Origin of the sequence: Pseudomonas sp. NFACC41-3, from assembly GCF_900109505.1 — a bacterium.
Classification (GTDB): Bacteria; Pseudomonadota; Gammaproteobacteria; order Pseudomonadales; family Pseudomonadaceae; genus Aquipseudomonas; species Aquipseudomonas chlororaphis.
The window spans coordinates 31,188-56,615 of sequence record NZ_FOAE01000001.1; the positions used below are offsets into that span (position 1 = coordinate 31,188).

The 25,428-nt window shown below is 63.2% G+C and carries 24 protein-coding genes; 9 read left to right on the top strand and 15 right to left on the bottom strand.

All coding sequences use genetic code 11. The annotated features are described in order from the left end of the window. Positions 1-341: 341 nt before the first annotated feature. Positions 342-1,205 (top strand): carboxylate/amino acid/amine transporter, encoded by an 864-nt coding sequence (locus BMY68_RS00130; protein WP_062823300.1) that lies wholly within the window; start codon positions 342-344, stop codon positions 1,203-1,205. A 39-nt stretch (positions 1,206-1,244) separates the two neighbouring features. Here BMY68_RS00130 and BMY68_RS00135 read toward each other — a convergent pair whose 3' ends face one another. Beyond that, positions 1,245-2,543: a mechanosensitive ion channel family protein gene (locus tag BMY68_RS00135; RefSeq protein WP_038581308.1), complete on the bottom strand. Its 1,299-nt coding sequence runs from the start codon at positions 2,541-2,543 to the stop codon at positions 1,245-1,247. Positions 2,544-2,735: 192 nt separating this feature from the next. On the opposite strand from BMY68_RS00135, the gene BMY68_RS00140 reads away from it, so the two are divergent. Continuing rightward, on the top strand, positions 2,736-4,073 hold the full coding sequence (locus tag BMY68_RS00140; RefSeq protein WP_007920640.1) for a DEAD/DEAH box helicase: 1,338 nt from the start codon (positions 2,736-2,738) through the stop codon (positions 4,071-4,073). A gap of 56 nt (positions 4,074-4,129) precedes the next feature. Here BMY68_RS00140 and BMY68_RS00145 read toward each other — a convergent pair whose 3' ends face one another. From BMY68_RS00145 to BMY68_RS00155, 3 genes are all read right to left on the bottom strand, one after another. Further along, complete coding sequence (locus BMY68_RS00145; protein WP_009042658.1) at positions 4,130-4,408, bottom strand: hypothetical protein; 279 nt, start codon at positions 4,406-4,408, stop codon at positions 4,130-4,132. A 183-nt stretch (positions 4,409-4,591) separates the two neighbouring features. Beyond that, positions 4,592-5,539, bottom strand: coding sequence for an AraC family transcriptional regulator (locus BMY68_RS00150; RefSeq protein WP_085530501.1), 948 nt, complete (start codon positions 5,537-5,539; stop codon positions 4,592-4,594). 116 nt (positions 5,540-5,655) lie between these two features. Further along, on the bottom strand, positions 5,656-6,393 hold the full coding sequence (locus BMY68_RS00155; RefSeq protein ID WP_007920657.1) for a DUF899 domain-containing protein: 738 nt from the start codon (positions 6,391-6,393) through the stop codon (positions 5,656-5,658). A gap of 199 nt (positions 6,394-6,592) precedes the next feature. On the opposite strand from BMY68_RS00155, the gene BMY68_RS00160 reads away from it, so the two are divergent. Continuing rightward, the gene (locus BMY68_RS00160) at positions 6,593-6,985 is read left to right on the top strand and encodes a hypothetical protein (protein ID WP_009042661.1); all 393 of its coding nucleotides are present in this window, start codon (positions 6,593-6,595) and stop codon (positions 6,983-6,985) included. Between the two features lie 89 nt (positions 6,986-7,074). Here the strand turns inward: BMY68_RS00160 and BMY68_RS00165 are convergent, their stop codons facing one another. The 3 genes from BMY68_RS00165 to BMY68_RS00175 form a co-directional block, all read right to left on the bottom strand. Beyond that, positions 7,075-7,944, bottom strand: a complete 870-nt coding sequence (locus BMY68_RS00165; RefSeq protein WP_085530112.1) for a DUF6279 family lipoprotein — start codon at positions 7,942-7,944, stop codon at positions 7,075-7,077. A 79-nt stretch (positions 7,945-8,023) separates the two neighbouring features. Then, positions 8,024-8,737 carry a TorF family putative porin gene (locus BMY68_RS00170; protein ID WP_085530113.1) on the bottom strand — a complete coding sequence of 238 codons (714 nt, stop codon included), beginning with the start codon at positions 8,735-8,737 and terminating at the stop codon, positions 8,024-8,026. A 197-nt stretch (positions 8,738-8,934) separates the two neighbouring features. Further along, positions 8,935-9,123 (bottom strand): hypothetical protein, encoded by a 189-nt coding sequence (locus BMY68_RS00175; protein ID WP_016702300.1) that lies wholly within the window; start codon positions 9,121-9,123, stop codon positions 8,935-8,937. 351 nt (positions 9,124-9,474) lie between these two features. Between BMY68_RS00175 and BMY68_RS00180 the strand changes: the two genes are divergently transcribed. The 4 genes from BMY68_RS00180 to BMY68_RS30235 all read left to right on the top strand — a co-directional run bounded on the left by BMY68_RS00180 (position 9,475) and on the right by BMY68_RS30235 (position 13,656). Beyond that, complete coding sequence (locus BMY68_RS00180) at positions 9,475-10,311, top strand: CvfB family protein (RefSeq protein WP_023968236.1); 837 nt, start codon at positions 9,475-9,477, stop codon at positions 10,309-10,311. A gap of 440 nt (positions 10,312-10,751) precedes the next feature. Beyond that, positions 10,752-12,200 carry an NCS1 family nucleobase:cation symporter-1 gene (locus BMY68_RS00185; RefSeq protein WP_085530114.1) on the top strand — a complete coding sequence of 483 codons (1,449 nt, stop codon included), beginning with the start codon at positions 10,752-10,754 and terminating at the stop codon, positions 12,198-12,200. Positions 12,201-12,352: 152 nt separating this feature from the next. Continuing rightward, positions 12,353-13,276, top strand: a complete 924-nt coding sequence (locus tag BMY68_RS00190; protein WP_085530115.1) for a DMT family transporter — start codon at positions 12,353-12,355, stop codon at positions 13,274-13,276. A 251-nt stretch (positions 13,277-13,527) separates the two neighbouring features. After that, complete coding sequence (locus tag BMY68_RS30235; RefSeq protein WP_009042667.1) at positions 13,528-13,656, top strand: PA1414 family protein; 129 nt, start codon at positions 13,528-13,530, stop codon at positions 13,654-13,656. Positions 13,657-13,804: 148 nt separating this feature from the next. Here the strand turns inward: BMY68_RS30235 and BMY68_RS00195 are convergent, their stop codons facing one another. The 6 genes from BMY68_RS00195 to speB all read right to left on the bottom strand — a co-directional run bounded on the left by BMY68_RS00195 (position 13,805) and on the right by speB (position 19,405). Continuing rightward, on the bottom strand, positions 13,805-14,056 hold the full coding sequence (locus tag BMY68_RS00195) for a phosphopantetheine-containing protein (protein WP_007920673.1): 252 nt from the start codon (positions 14,054-14,056) through the stop codon (positions 13,805-13,807). A 72-nt stretch (positions 14,057-14,128) separates the two neighbouring features. Then, positions 14,129-14,854 (bottom strand): MBL fold metallo-hydrolase, encoded by a 726-nt coding sequence (locus BMY68_RS00200; RefSeq protein ID WP_085530116.1) that lies wholly within the window; start codon positions 14,852-14,854, stop codon positions 14,129-14,131. Positions 14,855-14,938: 84 nt separating this feature from the next. Beyond that, a complete protein-coding gene (locus tag BMY68_RS00205; RefSeq protein WP_085530117.1) occupies positions 14,939-16,318 on the bottom strand; it encodes a sodium:solute symporter family protein in 1,380 nt (459 codons plus the stop codon). A gap of 138 nt (positions 16,319-16,456) precedes the next feature. Beyond that, complete coding sequence (locus BMY68_RS00210) at positions 16,457-17,968, bottom strand: purine-cytosine permease family protein (RefSeq protein WP_085530118.1); 1,512 nt, start codon at positions 17,966-17,968, stop codon at positions 16,457-16,459. A 54-nt stretch (positions 17,969-18,022) separates the two neighbouring features. Next, positions 18,023-18,445 (bottom strand): YybH family protein, encoded by a 423-nt coding sequence (locus tag BMY68_RS00215; RefSeq protein ID WP_085530119.1) that lies wholly within the window; start codon positions 18,443-18,445, stop codon positions 18,023-18,025. A gap of 9 nt (positions 18,446-18,454) precedes the next feature. Next, a complete protein-coding gene (speB, locus tag BMY68_RS00220) occupies positions 18,455-19,405 on the bottom strand; it encodes an agmatinase (protein ID WP_007920678.1) in 951 nt (316 codons plus the stop codon). A 372-nt stretch (positions 19,406-19,777) separates the two neighbouring features. Between speB and BMY68_RS00225 the strand changes: the two genes are divergently transcribed. Continuing rightward, on the top strand, positions 19,778-20,671 hold the full coding sequence (locus tag BMY68_RS00225) for a LysR family transcriptional regulator (protein WP_007920680.1): 894 nt from the start codon (positions 19,778-19,780) through the stop codon (positions 20,669-20,671). A 10-nt stretch (positions 20,672-20,681) separates the two neighbouring features. After that, complete coding sequence (locus tag BMY68_RS00230; RefSeq protein ID WP_085530120.1) at positions 20,682-21,293, top strand: tRNA-uridine aminocarboxypropyltransferase; 612 nt, start codon at positions 20,682-20,684, stop codon at positions 21,291-21,293. Positions 21,294-21,889: 596 nt separating this feature from the next. On the opposite strand, the gene BMY68_RS00235 is transcribed toward BMY68_RS00230, so the two are convergent. Together BMY68_RS00235 and BMY68_RS00240 are read right to left on the bottom strand one after the other, a co-directional pair. Next, positions 21,890-23,245: an HlyD family type I secretion periplasmic adaptor subunit gene (locus tag BMY68_RS00235; RefSeq protein ID WP_085530121.1), complete on the bottom strand. Its 1,356-nt coding sequence runs from the start codon at positions 23,243-23,245 to the stop codon at positions 21,890-21,892. Positions 23,246-23,255: 10 nt separating this feature from the next. Continuing rightward, entirely contained in the window at positions 23,256-25,415 is a 2,160-nt protein-coding gene (locus BMY68_RS00240) for a type I secretion system permease/ATPase (RefSeq protein ID WP_062823286.1), read from the bottom strand. Positions 25,416-25,428 lie beyond the last annotated feature (13 nt).

The window sequence follows — 25,428 nt, forward strand, 5'->3', positions numbered from 1 at the left end:
GTAGGCCCTGCGCTCCCCTTCAAGTTTGTTTGCGCATCGAACCTCCCTTTGCACTTGTTGCTCCTGAGTGCTCCTGCCCGATTGAACGCTTTGCGAGATCGGGCTTTTTTTTGCCCGCGATTTCACCTCGTTCCCGGGGCGGGCTGGCCTACCCATTCGTGACGACTCGGCCCCTGTAGGAGCGAGCTTGCTCGCGATAGCCGCGACGCGGAACGTTTGGCCCACCGCGTTATCGTTCATCGCGAGCAAGCTCGCTCCTACAGGGGCGGGATATTGTCTGTCCGGTTTTATTATTCGGGGCAAAACCGCTATCGTCGCCTCCCTTCGAGACGAGGCGAGCAATGGGCTATCTACTTTTTGTCACGCTGATCCAGGCGTTTTCCTTCAGCCTGATCGGCGAATACCTGGCCGGGCATGTCGACAGTTACTTCGCGGTGCTGGTCCGGGTGCTGCTGGCCGGTCTGGTGTTCATCCCGCTGACCCGCTGGCGCCAGGTGGAGCCGGCGTTCATGCGCGGCATGCTGCTGATCGGCGCCTTGCAGTTCGGCGTGACCTACGTCTGCCTGTACCTGAGTTTCCGCGTGCTGACGGTGCCGGAGGTGCTGCTGTTCACCATCCTCACGCCGCTGCACGTGACCCTGATCGAGGACGCGCTGAACCGGCGCTTCAACCCCTGGGGCCTGCTGGCGGCGCTGGTGGCGGTGGCCGGGGCGGCGGTGATCCGCTACGACCGCATCAGCCCGGACTTCTTCATGGGCTTTTTGCTGCTGCAACTGGCCAACTTCACCTACGCCGCCGGGCAGGTGCTGTACAAGCACCTGGTGGCGCGCCATCCGAGCGACCTGCCGCATTACCGGCGTTTCGGCTACTTCTACCTGGGGGCGCTGGCGGTGGTGTTGCCGGCTTTCCTGCTGTTCGGCAAGCCGGACTTCCTGCCCGAAGCGCCGTTGCAATGGGCGGTGCTGCTGTTTCTCGGGCTGGTGTCCACCGCGCTGGGGCTGTACTGGTGGAACAAGGGCGCCTGCCTGGTCACTGGCGCGACCCTGGCGGTGATGAACAACCTGCATGTGCCGGTGGGGCTGCTGATCAACCTGTTGATCTGGAACCAGCACGAAGAACTGGGGCGCCTGTTCCTGGGGGCGCTGGTGATTCTGGCGGCGGTGTGGATCAGCCGTCGCGGTACAAAAGCTGCTTCAGCAGAATAAGAGGGGTGATCGCCCCGGGGGACGGGGCGATCGGCAGGATTACAACGCGCGTTTTTCCGCCTCGGGGATATGGCTGGCGCCCAGTACCGCTGGCAGCAGGCCAGCGCGCAGGTCGTTGCCGCTCGGCTGTTGATACAGGCTCAGGCCGAATTCCGGCATCACCGCCAGCAGGTAATCGAAGATATCGCCCTGGATACGCTCGTAGTCGGTCCACGCCGTGGTGCGGGTGAAACAGTAGATTTCCAGCGGAATGCCCTGGGCGGTGGTCTGCATCTGGCGGACCATGCAGGTCATGTTCGGCTGGATGTCCGGATGACTCTTGAGGTACGCCAGGGCATAGGCGCGGAAGGTCCCCAGGTTGGTCATGCGACGGCGGTTGGCCGACATGGCGGCGACATTGCCCTGGGCTTCGTTCCAGCTCTTGAGCTCGGCCTGCTTGCGACTGATGTAGTCGGTGAGCAGGTGGACCTTGCCCAGGCGTGCTTCTTCCTCATCGTTGATGAAGCGCACGCCGCTGGCGTCGATGTACAGGCTGCGCTTGATCCGCCGGCCGCCGGACTGCTGCATGCCGCGCCAGTTCTTGAACGACTCGGACATCAGGCGCCAGGTAGGGATCGAGACGATGGTCTTGTCGAAGTTCTGCACCTTGACCGTGTGCAGGGTGATATCCACCACATCGCCGTCGGCGCCGACCTGGGGCATTTCGATCCAGTCGCCGACCCGCAGCATGTCGTTGCTGGTCAGCTGCACGCTGGCGACGAACGACAGCAGGGTGTCCTTGTAGACCAACAGGATCACCGCCGACATGGCGCCCAGACCGGACAACAGCAGCAGCGGCGAGCGGTCGATCAGGGTGGCGACGATGATGATCGCGCCGAACACGAACAGCACCATCTTCGCCAGTTGCACATAACCCTTGATCGAACGGGTACGCGCGTGTTCGGTGCGCGCGTAGATGTCCAGCAGGGCGTTGAGCAGGGCGCTGATGGCCAGCACCTGGAACAGGATGGTGAAGGCCAGGGCCAGGTTGCCGAGGAACACCAGGCTGGTCTTGCTCAGCTCCGGCACCAGGTGCAGGCCGAACTGGACCACCAGCGACGGGGTCATCTGCGCCAGGCGATGGAACACCTTGTTCTGGCGCAGATCGTTGAGCCAGTGCAGGGACGGCTGGCGGCCGAGCAGCTTGACCGCGTGCAGGATCAGGTAGCGCGCCACTCGTCCGACGAGCAGCGCCACCACCAGCAGGATGACCAGGGCCAGGCTGGAATGCAGGAGCGGGTGCTCATCGAGCGCCCCCCAGAGGTCTTGAACGTTGAGCCAGAGCTGTTTGAAATCCATGGGGTCAGAAGCTTCCTCTATGAGACGAGACGGATCGATTAGAACATTTAAGCCGTTGAAAGTTACCGTTAAGGACAAATCGCTGACAAAAACCAATTGTTTACCGTGGTTTGCGTGAAAGAAACTCGGCCTTCGCGCCCGAAACCGTTACCCTATGCAGCTGTTTTTTTGCATATCTTCGAGGTAGCACCCGTGTTTTCCCAATTCGCCCTGCACGAACGCCTGCTCAAAGCCGTGGCCGAGCTTAAATTTGTCGAGCCAACGCCTGTGCAGGCAGCGGCCATTCCGCTCGCGCTCCAGGGGCGTGACCTGCGGGTGACGGCACAGACCGGCAGCGGCAAGACCGCCGCGTTCGTCCTGCCGATTCTCAATCGCCTGATCGGCCCGGCGAAGATCCGTGTCAGCATCAAGACCCTGATCCTGCTGCCGACCCGCGAACTGGCGCAGCAGACCCTGAAGGAAGTCGAACGCTTCTCGCAGTTCACCTTCATCAAGGCCGGCCTGATCACCGGTGGCGAAGACTTCAAGGTCCAGGCCGCGATGCTGCGCAAGGTGCCGGACATCCTGATCGGCACCCCGGGCCGCCTGATCGAGCAACTGAACGCCGGCAACCTCGATTTGAAAGAAGTGGAAGTGCTGGTCCTCGACGAAGCCGACCGCATGCTCGACATGGGCTTTGCCGACGACGTGCAGCGCCTGGTGGACGAGTGCCCGAACCGGCAGCAGACCATGCTGTTCTCCGCCACCACCGGCGGCTCGGGCCTGCGCGAGATGGTCGCCAAGGTCCTGAACAACCCTGAGCACCTGCAGCTCAACGCGGTCAGCCAGCTGAACGACACTACCCGTCAGCAGATCATCACCGCCGACCATAACCAGCACAAAGAGCAGATCGTCAACTGGCTGCTGGCCAACGAGACCTACCAGAAGGCCATCGTCTTCACCAACACCCGCGCCATGGCCGACCGTATCTACGGCCGCCTGGTGGCCCAGGAGTACAAGGCGTTCGTCCTGCACGGTGAGAAAGACCAGAAGGACCGCAAGCTGGCCATCGACCGCCTGAAGCAGGGTGGGGTGAAAATCCTCGTCGCCACCGACGTCGCCGCCCGCGGCCTGGACGTCGATGGCCTGGACCTGGTGATCAACTTCGACATGCCGCGCAGCGGCGACGAGTACGTGCACCGCATCGGCCGTACCGGGCGTGCCGGCAACGACGGCCTGGCCATCTCGCTGATCTGCCATGGCGACTGGAACCTGATGTCGAGCATCGAGCGCTACCTCAAGCAGAACTTCGAGCGCCGCACCATCAAGGAAGTCAAAGGCACCTACGGCGGGCCGAAGAAGGTCAAGGCGTCCGGCAAGGCCGCAGGCGTGAAGAAGAAAAAGACCGACGCCAAGGGCGACAAGAAAAAAACCGCGGCCAAGGCCCCGACCAAGCGCAAGACCGCCAACCGACCGAAAAGCGATGCCCTGGTCAGCCAGGACGGCATGGCGCCGCTCAAGCGCCGCAAGCCAGCACCGGCTGCCGAATAAGCCGTAGCGCAACAGAAAAAGCCCGGACCCCGTCCGGGCTTTTTATTGGCCGGCGATCAGCTGTCGGCCTTCTTCTCGGCCGCGCCCAGCTCCTTCAGGCGCTGGTCGATCAACTGGCACTTGTCCGGCAGATCCTTGCTGGCCGTGCTCAGGTCCATCTTCTGCAACTCGTCGTTGATTTCCTTGGCCTTGGCCGGGTTCTGCTCGGTGAGCCTGGCCACTTCCTGGGCCAGTTGCTCACGCTTGGCGGTGGCCTCGTCGAGGGTGCAGGCCCAGGCGGGCAGGGTGCAGAGCAGGGTGGTGGCGATGACGAGCGGACGTACTAAAGCGTTCATGGCAGGTCTCGGCTTCAGGGCAGGGGTTTATGAAGGTTGAGGGGCCGCGCAGGTTAAAAGTTCAGAGTTTTACGGGGGCGGCCGCCCGGCTCATTCCAGCGCTGTTGCTTGCCCTGCTGGTGGTCGGGCGCCAGTTGCACAAGAACCCTAACCGCCTTGGTGGCTGACGCCTGTCGGTATGATTTACAACGCCTTCACCGGAATACAGATTTCACACTCCAATTCCCCCGTCTTCATGTCGTATTTCGCGTCCACCGGATAACGCTCGAACGCTGGCCGGGCATCGAATTGCATGCCGCTCTTGGGCAGCCAGTCGCGGCACAGTTCGGTCCAGGCGTCGGCGATGTCGGGGCCTTTGCCTTGGTAGTGGGCGATGGCGTAGAGGCCGCCGAGCAGGGTGGTGACGACGGCGGGGGCGCTGGCCTTGAAGTCGTCGGGGACTTCGACGCAGGCGTCGTAGCGGCATTTTTCGGGTGGGGTGACGTAGGGGTCGTCGTGGCCGATGCCGTAGCGCACGCGGTCCAACAGGCCGTTTTCGACCATCCAGGGGGCGACGGTGTCGCGCCAGAAGGTGCCGATACCCGGCCCGTAGGGGCCGATATAACGCAGGTAGGCGACGCGGACCGGTGGCAGTTCCTTGAGGGTGACGTTCATCAAAGGCTCCTTCAGGTGAATGAAGGCGTCAGGATCGTCGAAGGCCGGGATGTGCGTCTGATCAGGATTGCTCAATTCCCGCAGGCGCCGTTCGCGGACGTCGCTGAGGCGGCGGTGCCAGCGTTTGGGTTCGATGCTGCGCCAGGTGCTCGGGGTGACCGAGAAATGCTGCTTGAACGCCCGGGAGAACGCTTCGCCGGAGCTGAAACCGACCTCCAGCGCCACCTCCAGAATGCTCAATTCCGGATGGCTGGCCAGCTGATAGGCGGCACAGGCCAGGCGGCGTCGGCGCAGGTAGTCGCCCAGGGTTTCGCCGACCCAGGCGGTGAACAGGCGATGAAAGTGAAAGGGCGAAAAATGCGCGACCTGCGCGAGTTCCGCCAGCTCCAGCGGCTGGTCCAGGTGTTGGTCGATATGCTCCAGCACCCGGTTCATGCGTTGGGTGTATTCGTGGAGGCTGTGATAGGCGGGGCTCATGGAGCCAAGTTTAGCCGGGGGCAGGCCACGGGTTTGTGCCGGGCGGTTTTTTTCCGCCGGCCGGACGAACATGATCGCGAGCCGGCTCCTGCAGGCCCGCGATCGCGGTCCGGTGCTCAGGAGCCGCCATGGCAGCAACTGGCGGCCGGTTTGTCGTCATAACGATCATGGTGCCTGACCCAGTCCATGATCTGTTCTTCGTTGCGCCCCTTGGGCGTCAGGTCCAGGTAGTTGTAGGCCCCCACCAGCAGGTCCAGGCCACGGGCGTAGGTGGAGTAGGTGTGGAAGATCTCACCGGCTTCATTGCGGTAGAACACGCTGAGGCCGGGCAGCTCTTCTTCGGCGCCGTCGGTTTTTTCGTAGTTGTAGGTGGCGGTGCCGGCGGCGACCTCGTCGGCCCGGGCGCAGACCCCGAAGTCGTAGTTGAAATCACAGCCGGCGGACGAAACCCAGTCGAATTTCCAGCCCATGCGCCGCTTGAACGCCTGGAACTCGGCGAAGGGCGCGTGGGACACCGCCACCAGCGCGATGTCGTGGTGGGCCAGGTGCTGGTTGGCGCCGTCAATATGATCGGAGAGGAAGGAGCAGCCCGGGCACCCTTCGTCCCAGCCTTCGGCGAACATGAAGTGGTAGACCACCAGCTGGCTGCGGTCGCCGAACAGGTCGGCCAGGCTCAGTTCGCCATGGGGCCCCTGGAAGCGGTAGGGCTTGTCGATTTTCACCCAGGGCAGGGCACGCCGCTCGGCGCTGAGCTGGTCGCGTTGGCGGGTGAATGCCTTTTCGTGAATCAGGTGCTGCTTGCGGGCCTGTATCCATTGTTCCCGGGATACGACCGGATGATCGTTGAGGTGCATGACGTCTTCTCCTGCGGCAAAGGTGGCGCGGCGACAGTGCCTACACAGGCTAGTCGTTTCGCCCACGGGCAAATCGACAGCTGCCGGACGGTTCCGCCCAACGGTCGCCCGCCTGCTCGATGCTGCTGAACGGCCATAGGTGGCGCCTGTCACAACCTGGGTACAGGCATCTCTCTTTCATGAATGGAGGCAGAACAGGATGGCGACTTATAACTGGGATCTGATCGAACGATTGCTGCATGAAGTACAGAACGGCGCGGGCCACAGCTTCACGCCGCGACCCTATGCCGAGCAGCATGCCGCGGCCAAGGCGGCCGAGGGTGAATCCACGGGCAATCTGGATGAGCTGAAAAGCACCGCCGCCGAGTACGAAAAACTGTTGCTGGACCGGGGTTTCATCGAGCCGCGTCCCGAGGAGGAAGGCGGCAATGGCGAGAACTTCAGGCTGACGCCGCGCGGTTCCAGCCTGCTGTGCATGATCGACAGCTGCATTCCGGGCAACGATCACCCGCGCCAGGTGCTGGACGAACAGGCCGATGCGTTGGAACCGACGGTGTTCGATGAGTTGGCGAGCAAGGCGCAGATTGCCTGACGCGTATCACGAACATCGCGAGCAAGTTCGCTGCTGCGGGGAATATGCCTTGCAGCAGCGAGCGCGTTGGCGCAAGACGCGCGCCAGTGTTACTCCTGGCGTAGCGTCTTCATGCATTTCAACGCTTCGAACTCATTGCGCACGTTCTGCAGCTTGTTGCGCAGATGCTCGCGCTGGGCTGGCGTGCTTTTGGCCATCACGTCCACCAGCAGGCTGCGCGCCGCCTGTTCGCTGTTGGCGTAGGCCTGGCGATAAGCCGGTGTCCAGAAGCTTTCGCGATCCACCAGCAGGCGCTCGATGCGTCTGTCGAAGTCGCTTTTCTGGCGTTGCTCCAGCGCGGCGCTGAACTGCGCCTGCCAGTTGGCCCGATTGGCGAGCCAGAGCTGGTTCTGTTCGCCGAGGGACGTTGACCAGTCCGTCACCCGCTGGGCCTGCTCGGGAGTGAGGGGGCCGAGCCAGGTAGTCAGGCGCTTGTCCATTCGTTCGGCACGCAGCCTGATCTGTTGCTCCAGTGGTGGCTTGAGGTATTTGCTGCGACGTTGGCGCATGTCCTTGGCGAAGGCCGCCTTCATTTCCGCGACCTGTCGGTCGTCCAGGCCCCGCAGCAACTCGATGGCCGAAGGCGCGATCGCGCGGGCGGTCTGGGCAATGGCCTGCTTGGCTCCGCGGGTGAGCTCTTGCAGCTCGGCATCGTTGACCTGATTGCGTGCGACCATCTGCTGCAGACGGTCCAGGTAGTCCAGGTAGCCGGGCAATTGCGTGCTGCAGTGCCAGCTCAGGTGTTCCTTGAGGCGCTCGTTGAACCAGGTTTTCTGCTCGCGGTTCATTTCCAGGTAGTCATTGAGCGTCCAGGGAATGATCACATCGAGGTTGCGGTAAGCCAGGCCGACCCGATTGCAGGAGGTCAGCACCAGACTCAACAGCAGTAGCAGGGTGAGGTGTTGCAGCCGGCGCGACATGGCAAGTCCTTGCGAAGGCCTGGGTTTGTAAGCATGGGTTTCTTATCTGAACCCGGAAAGCTTCCAGCAGTTCAGCCGCTCAATAGAACGAATGCTCGGCCTTGAAGGTGAGCAGACCGTCGCATTGCGCGTTATGTCCAGAATAGGCCGAACAATCGCTGCCGTTGAGGTTGGAGTCGCTGTAGATCAGTTTCAGGTCGATGCCCATCCAGGGGCGGGAGAATTTGATCGACCAGTCGTTGAAGCTGCTGACGTAGCCGCTGCTCACCGAAACCGGGTTGCCCAGCTGATGAGTGGTGTACTTGATGCTGACGCCAATGCCGAAGGGCTGGTTGCCGCCCAGGTCGGCGAACAGGGTGCTGTTGCGCTTGTCCGATTCCTGGCTGAACGCGGCGCCGAAGCGGCTGCCCAGCAGCGTCAGGCCGCCATAGAACTCCTGGCTGTCCTGTGGGGCCAGTTGCGGGTAGTTGTACTGGATCATCCCCACCTCATAACCCAGGGTCTGATCGAAGGGGCGCTTGAAGCCCAGGTAGGAGTCCACTTCCAGGTCGCTCTCGCCCAGGCCCATGCTCGGCGACCACTGGCCGATGTACCAGCCGCTGTCATGGGTCAGGTCCAGGCCACCATGGAACGAGCCGGTGGCCGAGGGTTTGACCAGGCCCTGGGCCATGCTGCGGCTCGGGGTGCTGCTGAGCTTGAGGTCGAAGTCCCCCAGTTCGCGCTGGAAGATCTGCCCGTGGGCCAAGGGGCTGGCGAGAAGGCTGGCAAGCAGCACATGAGAGGGTTTGAGCATGCTTCACTCCATGAAACGCGAGGAGCAGGAACCGCGGAACCTACTGGAATGCTCGATCTAGACGTGTGAAAAGGATACCGGCGAAACCTCGGGGATGAGGGCCGTTCGTCGATTTTTACGGGAGAGGAGAAGTCAGAACTCTAGTCCTAGCGCTTTGAGGCTCAAAGCGCATAGGGACCAGGAGGTATTGCGGGGGATTACTTCTTGCCCAGGCTGATCTGCTTGGACGGGCCGAAAGTCTGGCCGCTGACGCCTTTGGCAATTTGCTGGATCTCGCCGCCGGATTTCAGGAAAGCAGCAATCTGATCGTTGATCGATTCGCTGGTTTCAACGGCTGGAGCTGGCTTTGCTTTGCTGTTGGATGCTTTTACACGCATGGCGGCCATTAACCTTCAGAAAATTAATTTGGCCAGCCATCATACATGAAATGCTTGACAATTGCTTGGTAAATATCCTCCTGAAATAACAGTGGAAAACTCCCGAATAATCCTAAGTTGATCTCGGGAATATCCCCATAAGCTGCTGTTTTAAATAAAGACAATGGCACAAAGAGCGGCTTGCTCGGCGGCGCTGAGGCAAAAGTCGCTGCCGGCTGGCCTGACGGGCGGAACCGGTTGCTGGCGCAAAGCCAGAAAAATCAAGGCATTCAGGAAAATATCCGCTGCTATCCGGCGACGCGGGCCAACCAGGAGCGGAAAACCGGGTAGAATGCCGCCCACGCAATGAGGGTATTGGAAATGGCTTTAGTCGGGCGCTACAACAGTTTGCAAGTGGTTAAACACACTAACTTCGGTTTATATCTGGACGGCGGGGCGGATGGCGAAATATTGCTGCCCAATCGTTATATTCCCAAGGATATTCCCAGTGAAGATGAAGACTGGTTGAATGTTTTTGTTTATCTGGATAGCGCCGACAAGTTAATTGCAACTACCGAAAAACCAAAAGTTCAAGTCGGTGAATTCGCCAGTCTTAAAGTCGTGGAAGTTAACAGTATCGGTGTGTTCCTCGACTGGGGCCTGCCCAAGGACCTGCTGCTGCCGTACTCCGAGGAAAAGCGCCAGCTGACCGCCGGCGAGTATTGCGTGGTGCACGTCTACCTCGACAAGCACACCCGTCGCATCACCGCCACGGCCCGCCTGGACCGCTACTTGGACAAGGCTCCGGTGACCTACAAGGTCGGCCAGGAAGTCGATCTGCTGGTGGCCGAGAGCACCGACATGGGCTTCAAGGCAATCATCAACAACAAGCACTGGGGCCTGATCCACAAGAACGAAGTGTTCAAGTTCCTGCGTCCGGGCAAACAGGAAAAGGGCTTCATCAAAGAAATCCGCGCCGACGGCAAGATCAGCCTCAGCCTGCAACCGGTGGGCGAAGAACTGGCCAGCAGCCTGAACGCGAAGATCCTTGCCAAGTTGCGGGAAAACAATGGCACCTTGCCGGTCAGCGACAAGAGCGATCCAACGGTGATCAGTGGCCTGTTCGGCGTCAGCAAGGGCAACTTCAAGAAGGCCATCGGTGCCTTGTACAAGAATGGCCAGATCGTTATTCATGCCGATCGCATTGAACTGACCTGATTCGTTCCTCCCTGGCGTAGTTGCGGTCGAAGAACCCTTCGGCGGCGCTAACGACCCGCTGGACTGTCCGAAAAAACCGCTGCCGGAACCGGCAGCGGTTTTTTATTGCCTTTTTTTCTGGCTGCGTTGAGGGACGTCAGAGTCGGCGTCTTCGATTGTTGTCGATGTATACAGTTTTCAGCCATTCCTGATGCACTGATATCAGGCAGTCGTGCACAGCCAGTGGGCATGCCTGCTGCTGATCCCGCCTGCTGATCATCGTTGTGTAGCCAAGGCCCAGCCCTTGATGGACAAGCGATCCGCGCCGTTCGCCTACAGTTTTTTTCGGTATGGCACGCATTCTGCGTAGCACTTCGTATACAAGTCATGCTAGCTCCCGTACGCAGTGTGGTCGCAAGGTCAATCGCGGGGGCAGAGCCTGTCCAACAAGGAGCCTTGCAATGACCGAGCAACTACCGAAGGGCTACAGCCCGCGCTTGTACAACCAGGACCTGGGGCCGCTGCCGCAGAAGTGGAACTGGTACAACATCTTCGCCTTCTGGATGAGCGACGTGCACAGCGTCGGCGGTTATGTATTCGCCGCCAGCCTGTTCGCCCTCGGGCTGGCCAGCTGGCAAGTGCTGGTGGCCCTGTTGGCGGGGATCTGCATCGTGCAACTGATCGCCAACCTGGTGGCCAGGCCCAGCCAGCAGGCGGCGGTGCCGTACCCGGTGATCTGCCGACTGGCGTTCGGCGTGTTCGGGGCGAATATCCCGGCGGTGATTCGCGGCCTGATCGCGGTGGCCTGGTACGGGATCCAGACCTACCTGGCGTCCAGCGCCCTGATCATCGTGGTGCTGCGCTTTTTCCCGGCCATGGCGGCCTATGCCGAGCCGCATTTTGCCGGGCTGTCCTACCTGGGCTGGTTCGGTTTCCTGGCGCTGTGGCTGGTCCAGGCCCTGGTGTTCTGGGCCGGCATGGAGTCGATCCGGCGCTTTATCGACTGGGCGGGGCCGGTGGTCTACGCGGTGATGTTCCTCCTCGCTGGCTGGATCGTCTGGAAGGCCGGCTGGAGCAACATCAGCTTCACCCTGGGGGAGAAGTCGCTGTCGGGCTGGCAGGCATTCGGCCAGGTGATCGTCGCCACGGCGCTGGTGGTGTCCTACTTCTCCGGCCCGACCCTGAACTTCGGCGATTTCAGCCGCTACTGCCGCAGCATGCAGGATGTACGACGTGGCAACTTCTGGGGGTTGCCGGTGAACTTCCTGGCGTTCTCCCTGGTGACCGTGGTCATCGTCTCCGGCACCCTGCCGGTGTTCGGTGAAATGCTCCATGACCCGATCGCCACCGTGGCGCGTATCGACAACGACGTCGCGGTGTTGCTCGGCGCCTTCGCCTTTGTCACCGCCACTGTCGGCATCAACATTGTCGCCAACTTCGTCTCGCCGGCCTTCGACTTCGCCAACGTCGCCCCGAGCCGGATCAGCTGGCGCACCGGCGGCATGATCGCGGCCCTGGCGTCGATCTTCATCACCCCCTGGAACCTGTTCAACAACCCCCAGGTGATCCACTACACCCTAGACGTGCTGGCCGCCTTTATCGGCCCGCTGTTCGGCATTCTGCTGGTGGACTACTACCTGATCAAAAAGCAGCAGATCGATGTCGACGCGCTGTTCAACGACGGCCCGGACGGGCGTTATTACTACAGCGGCGGCGTCAACTGGACCGCGGTCAAGGCGCTGGTGCCGGCGACCCTGGTGGGCGTGGCGATCACCTTCACGCCAGCCTTGCAGCCGATGGCCAACTTCGCCTGGTTCACCGGGTGCTTCCTCGGTGGCGCGCTGTTTTTCCTCCTCGCGCGCCGTGAGGCCTCGCCATCCCTGAGGTTGAGTCCAACGGCCTCGAGCTGACGATCAGGATAAAGGTCTTTTTCCAGGCGTCTTTTTCTGTCCGTTTGGTTGATAATCGACAGCATATTCATTCTTCGCCCCGGACCGGTTCCGGGGCTTTGTCGTTTCTGTCGAGTAACTGCCATGTCTATGAATCTGCCCGAGGGGCTGCGGTGAGCATCGAGCGGCGCAGCGCCGACGGTTTTGCACTGCAAGTGATGTTGGGGCTGTGCCTGATCTGGGGCGTGCAGCAGGTGATGATCAAGTGGGCCGCGGCGGATATCGCGCCGGTGATGCAGGCGGCCGCGCGTTCGGGCATTTCGGCGCTGCTGGTGGCCTTGCTGATGTGCTGGAAGGGCGGCTGGTCGCAGATCGGCAGTACCTGGCGCGGCGGTTTGCTGGCCGGCAGCCTGTTCGGCCTGGAGTTCCTGTTTATTGCCGAAGGGCTCAAGCTCACCAGCGCGGCGCACATGTCGGTGTTTCTCTATACCGCGCCGATCTTCACTGCGCTGGGGGTGAACTGGCTGCTGCCCAGCGAGCGCCTCAGGCCCTTGCAGTGGCTGGGGATTCTGCTGGCGTTCATCGGCATTGGCGTGGCCTTCGCCGGCGGCATTTCGCTGGATAACCTGGACACGCGCATGCTGCTTGGCGACGCCCTGGGCGTGCTGGCCGGCCTGGCCTGGGGCGCGACCACGGTGGTGGTGCGCGCGTCGCGCTTGTCCGAGGCGCCAGCGACCCTGACCCTGTTCTATCAGCTGATCGTCGGTTTTGTCGGCCTGCTGCTGATCGCTGCGCTGAGCGGCCAGGCCACCCATATCAGCCTGACCCCGGTGGCGGTGGCCAGCGTGCTGTTCCAGGGATTGGTGGTGTCCTTTTTCAGTTACCTGACCTGGTTCTGGTTGCTGCGCCGTTACCTGGCCGCCAACCTGGCGGTGTTTTCCTTCATGACGCCGCTGTTCGGTGTCACCTTCGGGGTGCTGTTGCTGGGCGAACCCCTGAGCCTCAATTTCGTCATCGGCGCGGTGCTGGTGTTGCTGGGCATCACCTTCGTCAGCGCCGAACAGTGGCTGCGCAGGCGGATTCGCAACCTGTTGTAACCCCAGGCTCAGGCAGTGGCGTGGCATTCCCGGGCCAGCGGTTGTTGCTTCGACGGCAAGACACCCGCTAGCGGCAGGCCGATCAACGGGCAGCGCTGCGGACGGGGGCCTGAAACGGGCTGGCTGATTCGGATTAATCCGGTAACAGATCATTGCTATCCGGGGGGAGCACTGGGCGAAAGTTAGCGCTATTATCAGAGCTAAGCGGCTTCAGAACCCAGCCGCCGGGCACGACCCTTAAGGGGGGCACTATGAAAGAGAAACTGCAAAACTGGCTTCACGACCTCGGGGTCGCACTGGGGCTGATCGAGCCGCCATTGCAGCCGGTGCCAATCCGTACAGACGACGAACAACGGCGTCGGCAACAGCGCCGCCGCTAACCATCGGCTCGGGAATGGGGCAGGCATCCAGCCTGCTCCCGTCACTTTTCAGCCGCGCGAGGGCAGGTTCACTCGCGAACGGTTGCCGCCTTCTGATCCAAACCCGTCCACTCGCAACCCGCCCATGGTGCTTGGTGCCATGGAGTCCTCAGTGCCGTGAAATCTTCAGCAGAAACCGGCTCAAGTCATTGGCGCTGTTCGCCGCCTTGAGCATCTGGTCTTCTTCGTGGGTGAAGGCGGTCAGTCCAAACTGATCTTCCAGGTGGAAGATCAGGTCCTCGATATCCTGCTTGTCCAACCCCAGCTCCTGCAGGCTCACATCGTCGGCAAATCCGTCGTTGCCATCGAGCAGGCGGCTGATGAAGTCATGCACGGCTTGTCGGACTTCGGCTCTTTTCATCTTGGCTCTTTTCGCCAGGGGCCTGCGCATGGTCTTTGAAGATGGCGCGATTGTGTGCAGTACAGCACAGCTTCATGGGTGCCGGCGGATCCAATCCTCGATCATCCTGCGCAGCTGCGTTCCCGAAAAACTGCCGAAATGGCCGCCATGCACAGTCCGCACCGGCAGCTCGTACAGGCGTCTCAGGCTGGCGGCGTAGTCCTCCAGATTGGAGTGGTAGGCGTCTTCGATCAGTGGACCGTCGTAGATGATGTCGCCGCTGAACAGGGTGCCGCTGACGGCTTCCCAGAGGCTGATACCCCCGGGGGAATGGCCGGGCGTATGCAGCACCTGGAGGCTACGGTTGCCCAGGTCGAGCACGTCGCCTTCCTCGATCAGGCGCGTCGCCGGGGCGGCCTTGACCCGATATTCGGCGTAGCACAGCGGGCAATCCGGGTGGGCCTCGAACATCGCATCGCCAACGAAGGCGGCCGACAAGGTATTGGCCCCGTCGGGCGCGGCGAGAATCTGCGCCTCGGCCGGGTGCACCAGGCGTTCAGGGAATTCGTGATGCCCGGCGATATGGTCGAAATGGCAATGGCTGGCCACCGCCAGCAAGGGCCGTTCGGTGAGCCAGGGCAACTGTTCGCGCAAGCTGACCAGGCCGGAGCCGCTGTCCAGCAGCAGGTCCCTGTCGCGACCCTGGATATGCCACAGGTTGCAGCGATAGAACGGCCGGATATAGGGCTCGTGGATCAGCCGAATCCCGTCGCTCAGGCTTCTGACTTCGAACCAGCGGTCGCGGCTGACAATCTTCATCGGCTTTCCTCCAGGCGAAAAAAAACGGGTGCAGCCACCGACGCTGCACCCGCCGAAGAAAAATGTACGGCGTCTGACCTGAGGTTAGATCGCGTTGGCCAGGGTTGCCGGGCGACGAGACAACAGGCTCACCACCACGAAGCTGATCAGGCCGACAGCCAGGCTGTAGTAGATCGGGGTGTTGGCATCCAGGCCGTCCTTGAACATGAACGCCAGCGCGGTGAGGAAACCCAGGCCCATGCTGGCGATGGCGCCGGCGGTGGTCGCGCGTTTCCAGAAGATCGCCCCGATCAGCGGGATCAGCATGCCGCCCACCAGCAGGTTATAGGCCAGGGTCAGGGCGCTGATTACGTCGTTGACCACCAGGGCGATGCCCAGGACCACGATGCCGGTCAGCAGGGTGAACAGACGGTTGATCCCCAGGCTCGACTGCTTGCCGCCACGCAGCTTGGGCAGCAGGTCTTCGGTCAGGGTGGTGGAGGCGGCCAGCAGGCCGGCGCTGGCGGTGGACATCATGGCGGCCAGCGCCGCGGCGATCACCAGGCCACGGATGCCGTCCGGCAGGGAGGCCTTGACGATGGCGGCGAAGGCGTTGTTGACGTTGTCCAGGTCCGGCAGCAAGACATGCGCGGCCATGCCGATCAGGGCGCAGGCCAGACCGTAGAGGATGCAGTAGAAACCGGCGACGGTGCCTGCGTATTGCGCGACTTTTTCGGTCTTGGCGGTGAACACCCGTTGCCAGATGTCCTGGCCGATCAGGATGCCGAAGAAGTAGATCATGAAGTAGGTGACGATGGTGTCCCAGCCGATGGCGGTGAAGCTGAAGCTGGACGCCGGCAGCTTGGCCACCAGCTCATCCCAGCCGCCGACGCGGTACAGGCAGATCGGCAGCAGGATGAACATCAGGCCGACGGTCTTGATCACGAACTGGACGATGTCGGTCAGGGTCAACGACCACATGCCGCCGATCGCCGAATAGATCACCACCACGCCGCCGCCCAGCAGCACCGAAATCCAGAACGGCAGGCCGAACAGCACTTGCAGCACGGTGCCGATGGCGAGGATCGAGGTCACGCCGATCATCAGCGCATAGGCCAGCATGATCACCGCGCTGGCCTGGCGGGCCATCGGGTTGTAGCGTTTTTCCAGGACCTGGGTAACGGTGAAGATCCGCAGCTTGAGCAGCGGTTTGGCCAGCAGCAGGTTGAGGGCGATGATGCCCAGGCCCAGCGCCGCGCACAGCCAGAAGCCGGAGATGCCGTGGACATAGCCCAGGCGCACGGTGCCGACGGTGGAGGCACCGCCCAGCACGGTGGCGGCCATGGTGCCCATGTACAGGGTCGGGCCCAGGTTGCGGCCGGCTACCAGGTAGTCCTCGTGGGTCTTGGCCTTGCGCATGCCGTAGTAGCCGAGCACCAGCATGCCGGCGGCGTAGATGAGTACGACGAATAGATCTAAAGCCATGATGGCGTGTCTCCGATTGTCTTTCTTATAGTGGCTTGCTGTAGATGCGAGGCTTGCTGCGATCAAGGCGACGGGGGGCTGGATCCGTCGTGTGGGGCGTGATCGCGGGCGAGCCTGCCGCTACAGGTCATGCATGAGTCAGGCGGTTTCGCGCATGACCGGTTTACCGAGCGAATCCGTGCTCTTGCTGCGTGGATCGTTGGGGCCGTAGACCGCGGCCGGCTCCGGGAACAGGTTGAGCAGGGCCAGGTACACCAGCGAGGCCAGGCCCAGGGTCACCGGCAGGCTGATATCGATGCCGTTGGCCAGGTTGCCCAGCGGACCGACGAACTGCCCGGGCAGGTTGACGAAGCACAGGCCGACCAGCGCGCTGGGGATCCAGGCCCCCAGGCCACGCCAGTTCCAGCCGTGCTGGAACCAGTAGCGGCCACCGTGCTCGCCACGGGTGAAGACTTGCAGGTCGTCCGGGCAGTAGAAGCCGCGACGCACCAGCAGGCCGATCAGCATGATCACCATCCACGGGGTGGTGCAGGTGATGATCAGCACGGCGAAGGTCGACACGCTCTGCACCAGGTTGGCGGCGAAGCGCCCGATGAAGATGAAGGCGATCGACAGCACGCCGATCAGCAAGGTCGCCTTGACCCGCGACAGCACCCGCGGGAACACGCTGGACATGTCCAGGCCGGTGCCATACAGCGAGGTGGTGCCGGTGGACATGCCGCCGATCACCGCGATCAGGCACACCGGCAGGAAGAACCAGCTCGGCGAGACCGCCAGCAGGCCGCCGACGTAGTTGTTGGCGGCGATGTAGTCGGGCGCCTTGATCGCCACGATGGTGGCGGTGGCCAGGCCGAACAGGAAGGGAATCAGGGTGGCGATCTGCGCGGCGATCACCGCCAGCATGATCCGGCCTTTCGGCGTTTCGCGGGGGATGTAGCGCGACCAGTCGCCGAGGAACGCGCCGAAGGAAATCGGGTTGCTCATGGCCACCAGCGCGGCACCGATGAAGGCCGCCCAGAAACCCGCCTGGCCGAGGGCCACGGTCCCGGCGAACTGGCTGTCGAAGGCCGGCGCGAAGGCGAAGATCCCCAGCAGGAACAGCAGGCTCGCCGCCCAGACGGCAATGCGGTTGACCCACAGCATGAAGCGGAAGCCGTAGATGCACACCGTCAGTACCAGGATCGCGAACAGGCCGTAGGCCAGGCCCAGGGTCAGGTCGGTTTCCGGCAGGTCGACCAGGCGCTTGGCGCCGCCCACCAGGGCGTCCCCCGAACTCCATACGGAGAGGGAGAAGAAGGCGATGGCGGTCAGCAACGACAGGAACGAGCCGACGATCCGCCCGTGCACGCCGAAATGCGCACCGGAAGAGACGGCGTTGTTGGTGCCGTTGATCGGCCCGAACAGACCCATCGGCGCGAGGATCAATGCCCCCAGGATCACCCCCAGCACGATCGCCCAGACACCCGCCTGGAAGGACAGGCCGAACAGCACCGGGAAACTGCCGAGCACGGCGGTGGCAAAGGTATTGGCGCCACCGAAGATCAGGCGAAACAGGTCGCTGGGCCGGGCGTCGCGTTCATGGTCGGGGATCTGTTCGACCCCGTTTGTTTCGATGCTGCTAAGGCTTTTTTCTTTGTTGTTGTTATTCATGATCTGCTCCGATCACAAAGGCGCGCTCATTGTTTGTGAGCGTCACCTGTCTGGCTAAGGGGGTGGCAGCCCTTCCGGCATTGCGGACAAATGTTCGTGGCAGGCCAGCCATAGGCCTTGTTGTTGTGTGCCGGACCCTTGTTTGCAAAAAACAATGGTCTCGCGCTCCTGGCTGAAGTGTTGCTCCCCTTGCATGCGCAGCTCGGTGGCGACGTTATGAATGAATACCGCGGTGTCCCCCTGCAGGCTGACAAACGCGTTGCTTGAGGTGCAGGACAGCACCTCGAAGCCATCCTCGCGGCGCCAGCTGTCCCACAGCGCCTGGTAGGCGTCGCGGGACAGCAGGGGCTGGGCGAGGGTGTGGAAGACGAAGCTGGCGTCGGTGCTGAATGCACCGAAGTAGGCTTCGCGATCGTTACGGGCGAAGGCCGCTACCAGTTCGGCGGCGGCTTTGAGGACCTGCTCGCGCTCGCTCATGGCCGGGCCTCAGCGACGCGCCACGCCCGGCAGCACGCAGAGCATTTCGTACAGCAGGTTGGCGCCCAGCAGCGAGGTGTTGCCGGTGGTGTCGTACGGCGGCGAGACTTCTACCAGATCGCAGCCGACCAGGTCGAGGCCCTGGCAGCCACGGACGATCTCGATCGCCTGGATGGTGGTCAGGCCGCCGATTTCCGGGGTGCCGGTGCCTGGCGCCCAGGCCGGGTCGATGCCGTCGATGTCGAAGCTCAGGTACACCGGGCCGTCACCGACCTTCGCCCGTACTTCGGCCATCAGCGGGTCCAGCGACTTGTGCCAGCACTCTTCGGCCTGCACCACGCGAAAGCCCTGCTTGCGGCTCCAGTTGAAGTCTTCGGCGGTGTAGCCCTGGGCGCGCAGGCCGATCTGCACCACGCGGTCGCAGTCCAGCAGGCCTTCTTCGACGGCGCGGCGGAAGGTGGTGCCGTGGGCGATCTTCTCGCCGAACATGTGATCGTTGACATCGGCGTGGGCGTCGATGTGCACCAGGCCGACCTTGCCGTGTTTCTTGTGGATGGCGCGCAGGATCGGCAGGGTGATGGTGTGGTCGCCGCCCAGGGTCAGCGGGATCACGTTGTGCTCGAGGATGCCGTCGTAGGCTTCTTCGATGATGCGCACGGCGTCCAGCAGGTTGAAGGTGTTGATGGCCACGTCGCCGATGTCGGCCACGTTCAGCGAGTCGAAGGGCGCGGCGCCGGTGGCCATGTTGTACGGACGGATCATCACCGATTCGGCGCGGATCTCACGGGGTCCGAAGCGGGTGCCGGCGCGCAGCGAGGTGCCGATGTCCAGCGGTACGCCGACGAAGGCGGCATCCAGGCCGGCCGGGGTCGGCACATGGGGAAGACGCATCATGGTGGCGATGCCGCCGAAGCGCGGCATTTCGTTGCCGCCCAGTGGTTGGTGGAGAATCTTGTCCACGGGATTGGCCTCATCGTTGTTTTATTTATGGGGTTTGTGGCGCGGCGATGACTGCCGGCGAAACCGAGTGGGGCCGATTCTGCGAAATGTAGTGGGCGGGAAGAATCGCTACGGGCAAATACTTAGTTCAGATTTTTCTAAACTAATGCTGGGCGTAAAGGATAGACTTTGGCCTCTGCGAGCGCGGCGTTGTTCACGCCGAGCAGGTGGCGCCCACGCCTCGCTCGTGCTTCTGCAGGAGCGAGGCTTGCCCGCGATTGGCCGCACAGCGGTCATAATCGGCGCCGCGACGCTGTTCATGAAGGAACGCCAATGAGGTCTGGATGACCCTGACACCCGATCCCCGTTGTCGATTTTCCTTGTGGAGCTCCCATGGCCAACGCTTTACCTGATCTGAAACTATTGCGCATCTTCGTCAGCGTGGTGCGGCATCAGGGGTTCGCCAATGCCCAGCACGAACTGAACCTCTCCACGTCGGCCATCAGCACCTACATGAGCCAGCTCGAGTCGGCCCTGGGGCTGGTCCTGTGCCACCGTGGCCGCGGCGGTTTCAGCCTGACCAGCAAGGGCGAGCTGTTCCATCAGGAAACCCTGCGCCTGCTGGGCGAGCTGGAGGGTTTCGAGCAGTACGCCGCGGCGCTCAAGGGCGAACTGCGCGGCACCCTCAACCTGGGGGTGATCGACTCGACGGTGAGCGACAAGGCCCTGCCGTTCGCCGAAGCCATCGGCGCCTACAGCCAGGAACACCCGGCGGTGCATTTGCATCTGTCGGTACTCAGTCCCTACGAATTGCAGCTCGGCGTGCAGGACAACCGCCTGGACCTGGCCATCGGTGCGTTCTCCACGCGCATGAGCGGGCTGGTGTACATGCCGCTGTATCGCGAGCAGCACTGGCTGTATTGCAGCAGTCGGCACCCGCTGTTCAACGAGCGGCGCATCCCCGAGCAGGTGATCACCCAGCAGCGCATGGTCGGCCGTGGCTACTGGAGCCAGGCCGAGCTGGCGCGCCACGGCTTCAAGCACAGCGCGGCGACGGTGGAGAGCATGGAGGCGCAGCTGATCCTGGTGCTGTCCGGTGCCTATATCGGCTACCTGCCGGAGCATTACGCCCAGGCCTGGGCCGACAAGGGCGATTTGCGCGTGCTGCTGCCGGCGACCTTCGGCTATCAGGCGCCGTTTTCGATGATCGTGCGCCGTGGGCGCAGCCGCGAACCGTTGATCCAGACGTTCCGTGACCTGCTCAAGGCGCAGCTCAATCAGGCCTGAGGAGGCGTCCATGTCGAGAATTCAATGCCCGCGTTGCCTGCGCCCGAAAACCCATTGCCTGTGCCCGCTGATTCCACGGCTGGACAGCCGCACCCGGATACTCCTGTTGCAGCATCCCAGCGAAGTGAACCACGCGCTGAACACTGCGCGGCTGGCGGCGCTGGGGTTGAACAATGCCGAGTTGATCGTCGGCGAGGTGTTTGCCGATCTGCCGAAGCTGTTGAACTGTCCCGGGTATCAGGCGCGCCTGCTGTTCCCGGCGGAGGACGCGCAGCCGCTGCAGGCCTATTCCAGCGTGCCGGACGAGCAGCCCTTGCTGCTGGTGGTGCCCGACGGCACCTGGCGCAAGGCGCGCAAGTTGCTGCACCTCAATCCGCTGCTGGCCGCGTTGCCGCGAGTGACCCTGGCCGCAGGCGCGGTGTCCCGTTACCGGCTGCGCAAGGCGCCCGGGCCGGGGGCCCTGTCGACCATCGAGGCCATCGTCCAGGCCCTGCAGGTCCTGGAGGCACCGGCCACGTTCGCGCCCTTGCTGAAGCCCTTCGAAGCCTTGATCGACGGACAGATCGCGGCAATGGGCGAAGACACCTACCAACGTAACCACCAACAGACAAAAGACCTGTAGCCGCTGCCGCACAGGCTGCGATCGACCGCGAAGCGGGCGCCGATCCAGGCGGCGTGGTTTTTCAGGAGGTACGCGGTGTCAGGCCCAGGGGTCGCTGCGCGCCCCGGCGCAGCCTGCGGCAGCGGCTACAGGGAGGTGGCAGCGTTTGCGTATCTTTGATCGATGGGCGGATTGCGGCGATGGGGGAGGAGCCTTGCAACGTAGGCAATGGCAGGCGAAAGACCTGTAGCCGCTGCCGCAGGCTGCGATCGACCGCGAAGCGGGCGCCGATCCAGGCGGCGTGGTTTTTCAGGAGATACGCGGTGTCAGGCCCAGGGGCCGCTGCGCGACCCGGCGCAGCCTGCGGCAGCGGCTACAGGGAGATGGCAACGTTTGCGCATCCTTGATCGACGGACAGATTGCGGCGATGGACGAGGATCCTTGCAACGTAAGCAATGGCAGGCGAAAGACCTGTAGCCGCTGCCGCAGGCTGCGATCGACCGCGAAGCGGGCGCCGATCCAGGCGGCGTGGTTTTTCAGGAGGTACGCGGTGTCAGGCCCAGGGGCTGCTGCGCGCCCCAGCGCAGCCTGCGGCAGCGGCTACAGGGGGATGTGTATCAGCGCTCGCGCATCGCCTCGGTCCGCGCCTTGAGCACCGGCTTGAGCAGGTAGTCGAGCACGCTTTTCTCGCCGGTGATGATGTCTACCGTGGCGACCATGCCGGGGATGATCAGCAGCGGCTTGAGGTCGCCGCCCAGGTGGTTCTTGTCGGTGCGCACCTGGATCAGGTAGAAGCTGTTGCCCTTGTCGTCGGCGATGGTGTCGGCGCCGATCAGTTCCAGCCTGGCGCTCAGGCCACCGTAGATGGTGTAGTCGTAGGCGCTGAACTTGACCATGGCTTTCTGCCCGGGATGGAGGAAGGCCACGTCCTGTGGCCGCACCTTGGCCTCGATCAGCAGGTTGTCCTCCAGCGGCACGATTTCCAGCATGTCGCTGCCCGGCTGGACCACGCCGCCGATGGTGTTGACCTTGAGCTGCTTGATCACCCCGTGCACCGGCGAAGTCACGGTGGTGCGGGTCACCCGGTCGTCGATGGCGATGCTCGAGGCGGTGATTTTCGACAGGTCGGTGCGTTTCTCGTTGAGTTCCTTGGCGGCATCGGAACGGAAGCCCTGTTCGGACTCGTCGATCTTGCTCCTGATTTCGTTGATCGCCGATTCCGCCCGGGGAATGGCCAGGGTCGTGGCATTCAGCGAGCCGCGGATTTCCACCGCGCTGCGTTTGAGACGCAGGATCTCCACCGGTGACACCGCGCCGGTACTCACCAGCGGCGCCGACATGTTCATTTCCTGGTTGAGCAGGGCCAGGCTGGAACTGAATTGCCCCTGTTTCGAACGGAATTCCGCCAGTTCCTGAGTCTTTTGCCGCAGCTGTTCGCTCAGGGTCCGCTGTTCGCTGGCCAGGCGGCGCTGGCGCTGTTCGTACAGCGAGCGTTCGTCCTCCGCCACCTGGGGCGCCTTGGCCACCACTTCGTCGGACGGCTTGAACGGCCGGCCTTCGGCTTCGGCGGACAGGCGTTCGACCTGGGCCATCAAGGCATAGCGGTCGGCCTCGCTTTCGCCCTTGTTCGACAGGAAACGCGTGTCGTCCAGGCGCAGCAGGGTGTCGCCCTTGTTCACCATCTGCCCTTCGCGCACGAAGATCTCGGTGACGATGCCGCCTTCCAGGTTCTGCACCACCTGCACCTTGCTCGACGGGATGGCCTTGCCTTCGCCGGTGGTGACTTCCTGAAGCACCGCGAACTTGGCCCAGAGCAGGGCGCTGATGAGCAGCCCGGTGGTCAGCCAGACGACGATGCGCGAGCCGCGGGGCGAATCCTGCAGCGAGGCGCCGGCGGTTTCGGGCATGAACTCGCTTTCCGCGCTTTTGCGCAGGCTGGCGAAGTAGCCGCGTGATTGCGATGAGGCAGGCATGGGGCGACTCCTAGACCGCCGCAGAGCCGACACGGCCCTTGCGCAGTGCATCGATGACCGCTTCTTTCGGCCCGTCGGCGACGATCCGCCCGTTGTCCAGGACCACCAGCCGGTCCACCAGGCTAAGCATCGAGGTGCGGTGGGTCACCAGCAGCAGGGTCTTGCCTTGCACCCAGGCGTGCAGGCGCTGGCGCAGGGCGTCTTCGCTGCTGTTGTCCATGGCGCTGGTGGGTTCGTCCAGGAGCATGATCGGCGGGTCCAGCAGTAGCGCCCGGGCCAGCAGCACGGCCTGGCGCTGGCCGCCGGACAGCAACTGGCCACGCTCGCCCACCGGCCGGTCGAAGCCCTGGGGATGCTGGCGGGCCAGCTCGGTGACTCCGGTCAGCTCGGCGACCTCGAGCATGCGCGCATCGCTGATGTAGCGGGCGCCGAGGGTCAGGTTGTCGCGCAGGCTGCCGGCCAGCAGCGGCAGGTCGTGGGCGACATAGCCGATCTGCTGGCGCAGGTCGGCCACGTCCAGTTGGCGCAGGTCCAGGCCGTCCAGCAGCAACTGGCCTTCCTCGGGGGCATAGAAACCCATGACCAGGCGCCCCAGGGTGCTCTTGCCGGAGCCGCTGCGGCCGATGATGCCGATGCGTTCGCCGGGCTGCATGCTGAAGCTGATATTGCTCAGGGCCGCGGCATTCTGCCCCTGATACCGGAAGGTCACCTGATTGAGCGCCAGCGCGCCTTGCAGTTGCGTGCGCTCCAGGGGGCGCTGGCGGGCATCGCGTTCCTGGGGCAGGGCCATCAGGGCGTCGGTGCTGCGCATGGTCAGTTGCGCCTGCTGGTAGCGGGTGATCAGCCCGGCGATCTGCCCCAGCGGCGCCAGGACCCGGCTGCCGAGCATGTAGGTGGCCACCAGCGCGCCGACGCTGAGGTTGCCGGCGATGATGCTGTAGACCCCGGCGACTATGGTCGCCATGCCGCAGAACTGCTGGATGAACAGGGTGCCGTTGGTGGCCAGGGCCGAGAGATTGCGCGCGTGGCTGTCGAGGCGGGTGAGGGCGCCGTGGGTGCTTTCCCATTTGTGCTGGCGTTCGCTTTCGGCGCTGCAGGCCTTGAGGGTTTCCAGGCCGCCGAGGGTCTCGATCAGCAGCGCCTGGCGTTCGGCGCCCAGGCTCAGGCTCTTTTGCACGGTGTCGCGCAGGCGGGCCTGGATCAGCATGGCGAAGACGATGGTCAGGGGAAACGCCAGCAGCGGGATCACCACCAGCCAGCCGCCGAGCAGGCCGATCACCAGCAGCATCAGCACGGCGAAGGGCAGATCGATCAGGCTGGTCAGGGTCACGGCGGTGAGAAACTCGCGCAGGCCCTGGAAGTCATGGATGCTCTGGGCGAAGCCGCCGATGGTCGCCGGCTTGGCTTTCATCGCCATGCCGGTGATGCGCTCGAACAGGGTGGCGGAGAGGATCACGTCGGTGCGCTTGCCGGCGCTGTCCAGCAGATGGGCGCGCACCACCCGCAGCACCAGCTCGAAGCCGGTGCCGATCAACAGGCCGATGGCCAGCACCCAGAGGGTCGAGGTGGCCTGGTTGGGCACCACGCGGTCGTAGGTCTGCATGACGAACAGCGGCACCATCAACCCCAGCAGGTTGATCAGCAGGCTGGCGAGGATCGCGTCGCTGTACAGCCAGCGCGAGAGTTTCAGGGTGTCGCGGAACCAGGCTTCGACCCGCGGCACCAGGGAATTGCGCAGTTCTTCCAGTTCGTGGCGTGGCCGGGCGAACAGCGCCTGGCCACTGTAGTCATCGTTCAGCTCCGCCTGGCTGACCCACTGCTCGCCGCCTTCGGCTTCGCTGGGCAGGATCAGCGCCTGGCCGTCATCGCCCCAGCGGCGCAGGACCGCGCAGCGGCCATGCTTGAGGATCAGCAGCACCGGCAGGTTGAGCCTGGAAATCGCCGACAGCTCACGACGCAGCAGGCGGGCCTGCAGGCTGGCGCGGGCCGCGGCGCGGGGCAGCAGGTCCAGGCTCAGGCGTTGCTGGGCCAGGGGCAGCCCCGCGCTGAGGCTGGCCCGACTGACGGTGCAGTCGTGCAGTTTGCAGAGGATCAACAATCCGTCCAACAACGGGTCATCAAAGCTCAGGCGCGGATCGACGCCTGAGCTCCCGGGTTCCATGCTGGTCACATTGAAGTCCTCC